At 41.4% G+C, this 7,655-nt stretch carries 5 protein-coding genes; 2 read left to right on the top strand and 3 right to left on the bottom strand.

The window, feature by feature from the left end; all coding sequences use genetic code 11:
• The first annotated feature begins 269 nt into the window (after nucleotides 1-269).
• Nucleotides 270-1,157, top strand: coding sequence for a UTP--glucose-1-phosphate uridylyltransferase (locus VE944_RS33555; RefSeq protein WP_324987993.1), 888 nt, complete (start codon nucleotides 270-272; stop codon nucleotides 1,155-1,157).
• A gap of 94 nt (nucleotides 1,158-1,251) precedes the next feature.
• On the opposite strand, the gene VE944_RS33550 is transcribed toward VE944_RS33555, so the two are convergent.
• Complete coding sequence (locus VE944_RS33550) at nucleotides 1,252-2,649, bottom strand: hypothetical protein (RefSeq protein ID WP_324987991.1); 1,398 nt, start codon at nucleotides 2,647-2,649, stop codon at nucleotides 1,252-1,254.
• A 413-nt stretch (nucleotides 2,650-3,062) separates the two neighbouring features.
• Between VE944_RS33550 and VE944_RS33545 the strand changes: the two genes are divergently transcribed.
• Entirely contained in the window at nucleotides 3,063-4,187 is a 1,125-nt protein-coding gene (locus tag VE944_RS33545) for a THUMP domain-containing class I SAM-dependent RNA methyltransferase (protein ID WP_324987989.1), read from the top strand.
• Nucleotides 4,188-4,323: 136 nt separating this feature from the next.
• On the opposite strand, the gene VE944_RS33540 is transcribed toward VE944_RS33545, so the two are convergent.
• Nucleotides 4,324-5,667, bottom strand: a complete 1,344-nt coding sequence (locus tag VE944_RS33540) for a TMEM143 family protein (RefSeq protein WP_324987986.1) — start codon at nucleotides 5,665-5,667, stop codon at nucleotides 4,324-4,326.
• 200 nt (nucleotides 5,668-5,867) lie between these two features.
• Nucleotides 5,868-7,481 carry an NAD(P)/FAD-dependent oxidoreductase gene (locus VE944_RS33535; protein WP_324987983.1) on the bottom strand — a complete coding sequence of 538 codons (1,614 nt, stop codon included), beginning with the start codon at nucleotides 7,479-7,481 and terminating at the stop codon, nucleotides 5,868-5,870.
• Between the last annotated feature and the right edge of the window lie 174 nt (nucleotides 7,482-7,655).

The following is a 7,655-nucleotide window of genomic DNA, read 5'->3' as shown; positions in this document are numbered from 1 at the left end:
TTTTATCAGCCTTGGGTCTCCAAATGCCGTTCCTGGTGTCGTCGATGCGTGAATTAAGATTGGATTATCCATAGTTTTTGCTTCTCAAAAATCCTCTGCACCTACTTTACATCCGACTTGTGTATACACGGTAGCCCCGCAGGCGGGGAGGGGCTGGGGGTGGGGTGTAATGGCTGTGGTTAGCATAACTAATTATGCGGGCATGATATGACTAAGAGGCAGGGGGCAGGGAGCACGGGAGATTTTAAGCTGATGAGGATTGAGGATTTATGCAGAAAAATAAAGTTAGAAAAGCTGTGATTCCGGTAGCTGGTTTTGGGACTCGGTTGTTTCCAGCTACTAAAGTTGTGAAAAAAGAACTTTTTCCGATTATTGATCGAGATGGTAGGGCAAAACCTGTGATTTTAGCAATTATTGAAGAGGCAATTAGTGCTGGAATTACAGAAGTGGGGATTGTGGTACAGCCGGATGATCAAGAAGTATTTGAAGATTTATTGAAGAACCCACCCAAAAAAGAACTTTTAAATAAACTTTCACCGCAAAATCAAGAATATAGCCGATATCTCGAAGATTTAGGCAGCAAAATTACCATACTATTGCAAGAGGAGCAATTAGGCTATGGTCATGCGGTATTTTGTGCCAAAGATTGGGTGCAAGATGAGCCGTTTTTGCTAATGTTGGGCGACCACATTTATACATCTGATATTGAGAAATCTTGTGCTAGTCAACTTTTAGATGTTTATGAGCAAGTTAATCAAAGCGTTGTTAGTTTAACTACAACGCCAGCAGAAAATCTTCATACATCTGGATGTGTAACAGGAGTTTGGCAAGAGTTAAACTCGATTCTGGAAGTTACACAACTCTATGAAAAACCTGCCATTGACTATGCACAACAACATTTGCGTGTACAGGGAATGGCAGAAAATGAGTTTTTATGTATATTTGGTTTGTATTTACTAACGCCAAAAATTTTTGACTTTTTAGCAGAACACATCAACCAAAATTTCCGAGAACGAGGCGAATTTCAGTTAACCTCTTGTCTTGATAGATTATGTAAGGAACAGGGAATGACAGGATACGTTGTTAAGGGCAAGTGTTTTGATACAGGTTTGCCAGATACTTATCGTCAGACAATGATTGATTTTAAAAAATTATAGATTAATTTCAGTTCAATTCATTTGCCTGGGATCTTACTGAGTATTTTATTCCTTGGAAGTCTCTTATGGGAAGTTGAAAATTAAGCTAAATCAATCACAAAACTACCTCAAAACTAGTGGTAGTTAGAGCAGGAAAGGAGCTAGCACCCAATTGTGCAAATTTACCCCCGGAATTTATATCAGCAAAATCATCTGCCGAACCATTGGGGTTATAAAAAAGACTACCATTTGCGCTATTATAAACAATCACCGCCCAACTGCTTGCTGCTAAAGTATCGCTTGTCACTGTGGCAAAGTCTGCGGAGTTTAATTTAGTTGGGAAAACTGAGTTACTTAGAGCGGTAAAGGTAGATTTAGATAGTTGGATCTTGTCTTGCTTAGGATTGAAGTCACTAATAATATCAACTCCGAGTTCGTTAATATCAAACTTTGATCCTGTTGCAAATGCAAACTTATCTAACCCAGCGCCTCCTTTTAGGTAGTCATTCCCAGTATCTCCGTGTAGATAATCGTTGCCAATGTTCCCGATCAGAGTATCTTTTCCACTACTGCCAAAAAGAATATCATTACCCTTGCCCCCCACAAGCTTGTCGTCATTACTACCCCCATCTATTCTGTTTATACCATCTCCACCAACAAGGATGTCAGAACCAGCCCCCCCATCAATGTAATGGTTACCAATAACACCAGAAAGCGAAATCTTGTCATTACCATCCCCAGCAAAAATAACCTTATTGCCAGCCGAAAAATTCCCCCAGCTAAAGGTATCGTCTCTATTTGTCGTAACAACATCAGTACTTATGACATTTCTGGATCGAGCAACTGCCTCTTTTATGGCATCAGCAAAATTCTCACTTTTAGAACCAAGAGTCAGTACAGCGCCTCGACCAAACTGGGTAACTAGTGTCTGGTAATCGACTGCAACATCACTCGTAGTGAGAAAAATTGGAATAATATTATTTGCTTCTAGCGCAGTTTTTACTTGTCCAATCTCTGGATAATCTTCATTAGGATCGATTACACCATCTCCATTATTAGCAATAGTATCACTTGGACTAACTGCTGCACGATCGCCTGCAACGTGATAAATACTATCGGTGGCAATTATAACAACACGAAATGAACCGACTCTGTAAGCGAGACTGCCACCGCTATCTAAAGCTGCGTACAAAAGTGCGTCTAATTGTGATTCGCGCCCATCATTGCCACCAAATGCTTTCAAATCAAAGATTTTATCTTTAATTATTGTTACATTATTTGTCAAAGCGACTTCTGGTTTATATACATAGTCAGCGTAACCCCCAAGAGGCGGTATTGGCTTATCCTTGAAGGAAGCAATACCAAATTTCAGTCCATCACCAAAGATACTCGCTAACATCGGGTTGGTTAACCGATTTACCGTCGCAGGAAGCACAGCTTTTACCCGTCCCAAATCCTTATCTGATGATGATGTTAAGTCTTTTAGCAGAACAATATCAGATACTAAAGTCATTATTTATCCCTCTGACGATTTTAATTAATAGATTGTATTACAAAATGCAATACTAATTCAGCTTGATATTAGCAAGGTTAATTGATTTAAGGTAGTACTTAAAATGAAGAAAATATAATCTCTTTCAAAAAATATTTGCTGTGTTCTGACTCCAGCTTGATTTCCTTTGTCTGGGGCTTGTTATGCTGAGTTACCGAAGAGAGGCACGAGGAAGAAAATATATTTTTTGCCCTCAGCCATTTTCTTTTAGAGCAAGTAAATTTATTTATGGGGTTTACCTTCTGCCTCCTGATTTAATTCGTTGTACTCTACTAAGGTTATAATCGCAGACTTAACAGAGAATGTCACAAGATATGAGTTAAGCTAAAGTGCGTCAATGGGTTAGCAGTGAAGATAATGCTTTGGATTAGAGGATGAATCAGTATTTTGCAACGGTTGCTCGTGGATTAGAAACCCTGGCGGCTCAGGAGTTAGAGCAGCTGGGCGCTCATTCAGTGGAGCCAGGGTTTTGCGGTGTAGCCTTTGAGGGCGATCGCACCCTACTTTATCGCGTCAACCTCTGGGCTAGGCTGCCGTTCCGAATCTTGGTGAATATTCATGAGTTTCCATGCCTTGATGCCAAGGATCTCTATCGCGGCATCCAGAGTATCGATTGGCAAAACTATCTCACGCCAGACATGACTTTGGCAGTGAATACTACAGGTAAAAACAATCACCTCAACCACAGCCACTTCACATCTCTCCAGATCAAAAATGCGATCGTTGACCAGCAGAAAGAAAATCTGGGCGAACGTTCAAATGTAGAGCTTCATGAACCAGATGTGCGGGTTAATGTTCATATTGAACGCGATAGTTGTACCGTTAAACTCGACAGTTCTGGAAATAGTCTGCATCGCCGAGGCTACCGTCCTGCGGTTGGAGCAGCCCCTCTCAAGGAATCTTTAGCTGCTGCCTTGATTCAACTTTCGGGTTGGCAGCCAAACCAGATGTTTTATGACCCTCTCTGTGGATCTGGCACTTTACCTCTCGAAGCTAGCTTAAAGGCACTGAATATAGCACCAGGGCTGTTTCGTGAATCCTTTGGATTTGAAAATTGGCTCGATTTTGATTTATCCCTTTTAGAAAAGCTGCTGCAAGAAGCTAAGGATAGCCAACTGGATAACCTGCCCGCACCTATTTGGGGAAGCGATCGCGATGAAAATATAATTGAGCAAGCCATTAACAATGCTCAAAATTGCGGCGTTGATAACCATGTATGGTTTTCTCAAATGGAACTTGCTGATGTTGTCGCCCCCGCAGATAGTGGGGTTTTATTCTGCAATCCACCTTATGGCGAACGGCTGGGGAGAGATAGCGATTTAGGGGCATTTTACAAACTTTTGGGCGATGTGCTGAAACAACGCTTCAAAGGCTGGACTGCGTTTGTCTTGAGTGGCAACAAGGAATTGTCTCAATCGATTGGACTAAAATCATCCCAGCGAATTGCAGTGTATAACGGAGCGTTGCCCTGTCAGTTAATGAAATATGAGTTGTATTAAGATAGAATCGAGCAGATTTTGCAATTTCCGGTTTGTATTATGGTTTAGCGATCGCTCTCAACTACAATTTTTTTAAACAGCGAGCAAGTGCAGCGAATTTATTTGGATCAGTTAGGTACGTTGCAACTGCGGTTGCCTACAAGATTATCCCGTTATATTGAAAGGCATTATCCCAAACATAATCAATCACTGCTTTAGCATCATCTAAGGGGAGAACTTGACACGCTCCCTGCTGATTATATGTTAGTAAAGGGATTTCTGGTACATTGTCTGTTGTTTCGCTGTTTGGAATTACTTGACCACGAATATCTTCTAAATTGCTTAGAGGCCCTTGAATATCAAAGTTAATCTTTGTGCCTAATTTATTCTCCATCCAAGTTTCGATGCGAGAATCTAATTGTTGAGGGCTTATCGGTGTAGGGCTGGTAAGTAAGTGATAGTATACCAGAATAATTTCCTTGCATTCTTCTTCTTCTGCCAATTCAATAAACATTTGAAAAACACTAGTATTGTTAGCTAAATTTTGGAAAAATAACGTATCGGTAACTGTTTTTTGGAATTGGATTTTTTTATTTTTGTAATTAGTGTATTGCTTAAAGGCAAATCCGCCCAAAGATATAGTTAATGATAAAGTTGCCACCAAAACTGGCATAAAATTTCTGACTTGCTCTAACTCTACATTTAATAATTCAATTATAAATGACACATTTAGCACTAGCAAAATTGCAGCAACTAGTAATAATAAATTAGGTAATGTTCTTAATATCAAAGGAATTGCCGCCCCAATAGCAGGAATTCCAAATAGTAAGCGGTCTTTCCAAGTCATACTCGTTTTCACATTGGGGAAAAGTAAGTCAATATCTAGCTTGGGAATATTTTTGTAGCAGTAAAGATACATCTTACCGGGAATGAATTTCAAATCTTGGATGTTGGCTTTTTTTCTAAGAAAGTAAGCCGCTTCTTTGAACTTGACAAATAAAACAATCCGTTCCAAGATATCAATAGTCTTTTCTTCTCGCCAAAAGAAGAACTTTTTTACCCAAATCTTTTTATAACTATTACCTCGGTAGTAACAGATAAAGCGATCAAAATCCTCAAAATCTACTTGAGTTTTCAAATCAATTAGAGATTTGGTTGTTAGCGATCGCTTGACAATGGATTCAGGCAAAAGAAGATAATTTGCTCTTTCGAGAATATGGTGAAAGGCATCAACTACGTTAAATTCCATTTCATCATATTGCTCGAAGGTTGGTGGAGTTATTGGTTGAATATCTTCGTTGGGGTTAAAGGGTACATAATTATCTTTGATAATTTCTAAGGTTTTATGGAAGCGAAAGTGATAGTATGCAGTGAGGATTTTGCAGAATTCTTGAAATTTTTTGGCATCAGCCTCATTTAGTTGACCGTCTTGCAGGCAAAGTTTGATAATATCGCTGCGAGTATAAGGAATGAATGCTTCTCGATTTTTGTCAACAACCATGTTCAAAGATTAATCGGAATCTAACTAATGGGTATGCCAAGCCCCACGAAAACGGCAAATATCAGACATTATGTTTTTATTGATAACTAAATTTTAGTATCTTGCGTAGTCAGTCTGACAATTTTTCCTGAGCAGAGAGGGGTAAATAAAGTTCGTAGTAAGGGCTTTAGTCCTAGATTTTTAAGCACGCTTTGTGCTTACTACAAACTCACATTCCTCAAAATACTTAAAGCCACCGCTTCCGCCACCTTGATACCATCAATACCCGCTGAGAGGATTCCCCCTGCGTATCCCGCGCCTTCACCAGCCGGAAAAAGACCGACTGTATTTAAACTCTGATAATCTTCTTTGCGTTTAATCCGAATCGGTGATGATGTGCGGGTTTCCACCCCAGTCAACACGGCATCGTCCATCGCAAAACCTTTAATTTGTTTGTCAAAAGCGGAAAGTGCTTCACGGATGGCTGCGATCGCATAATCTGGTAAACTCTGACTCAAATCACCCAAATGTACTCCAGGTGTATAAGACGGTTTAACGGTGCCAAATGCTGTCGAGGGACGATGGTTGAGAAAGTCTCCCACCAACTGCCCTGGAGCTTCATAAGTCCCGCCGCCTAACTCAAAAGCCCGTTCTTCCAAGCGCCGTTGGAAGTCAATTCCCGCCAAGGCATTGCCCGGATAATCTTCAGGTGTGATGCCTACAACGATCGCACTATTGGCATTACGCTCATTGCGAGAGTATTGGCTCATCCCATTGGTGACAAGTCGCCCCGGCTCTGATGCAGCTGCAACTACTAAGCCCCCTGGACACATACAGAAACTATAGACGGAACGACCATTTTGGCAGTGGTGAACCAGTTTGTAATCCGCAGCACCCAAAAGCTTATGACCAGCCTGAGCGCCAAAACGGCATTGGTCGATGAGAGACTGGGGATGTTCCACCCGAAAGCCAATCGAAAAAGGTTTAGGCTCTATGTAAACTCCACGATCAAATAGCATTTGGAAGGTATCACGGGCGCTATGACCCACCGCCAAAACTACATAATCGCTGGACATATATTCGCCACTGGCGAGGGTGACTCCCCGCACTTGTCCATTTTCGATGTTGATATCTTCCACTCGGCTTTGAAAGCGAATTTCACCGCCGAGGGATTCGATTTTAGCACGCATACTTTGGACGATTCCTACCAGTTTGAAAGTGCCAATATGCGGTTTGTTAATATAGAGAATTTCCGGTGAGGCTCCCGCATTGACGAGTTCGGTTAGTACTTTGCGCCCATAATGCTGAGGATCTTTGACTTGACTGTAGAGTTTGCCATCGGAGAATGTACCCGCCCCACCTTCGCCAAACTGGGCATTAGATTCTGGGTTGAAGTCTGATTTTTTCTTCCAAAAGCCAAAAGTATCAGCAGTGCGATCGCGAACTTGTTTGCCACGTTCTAAAATGATGGGACGGAACCCCATTTGCGCCAGCATCAAACCTGCAAACAATCCACAAGGCCCAGTACCAATCACAATGGGGCGAATCGCTAAATTGCTTGGTGCTTGTGCCACTGGGCGATAACTCATGTCTGGAGTGACCATTACATGAGGATCTTTTTTCAGGCGCTTGAGTAGATGAGTTTCCTGAGTCGTTTCTACATCCAGAATATAAACAAGGGCGATCTCTCCTTTCTTACGGGCATCGTAGCTACGCTTGAAGATAGAATAGCTGATCAAATCTTCGTCCGTGATTTGCAGCTTTTTGAGGATGGCAGTCTTGATCTCATCTTCAGGATGATCAAGCGGGAGCTTTACTTCTGTTAGTCGTAACATAGCGAGGAGAAATGCATACTGTCTATCAAAATATTAACAAGAGAGGCAGGAGGCATGGAAAATACTGGCTTTTGCCGAAACCTTAGGGACTTCCAAATAAAAAAATATACAACTATTTATTGTGGGGTGGGCGTCTCGTCCGCCCATAGTCAAAGGCGGGCAAGATGCCCACCC

Source organism: Nostoc sp., assembly GCF_035638895.1.
In the GTDB taxonomy this organism is placed as follows: Bacteria; Cyanobacteriota; Cyanobacteriia; order Cyanobacteriales; family Nostocaceae; genus Nostoc.
Note: the sequence above shows the minus strand (reverse complement) of the source record. Positions and strands in the feature narration are given on the sequence as shown.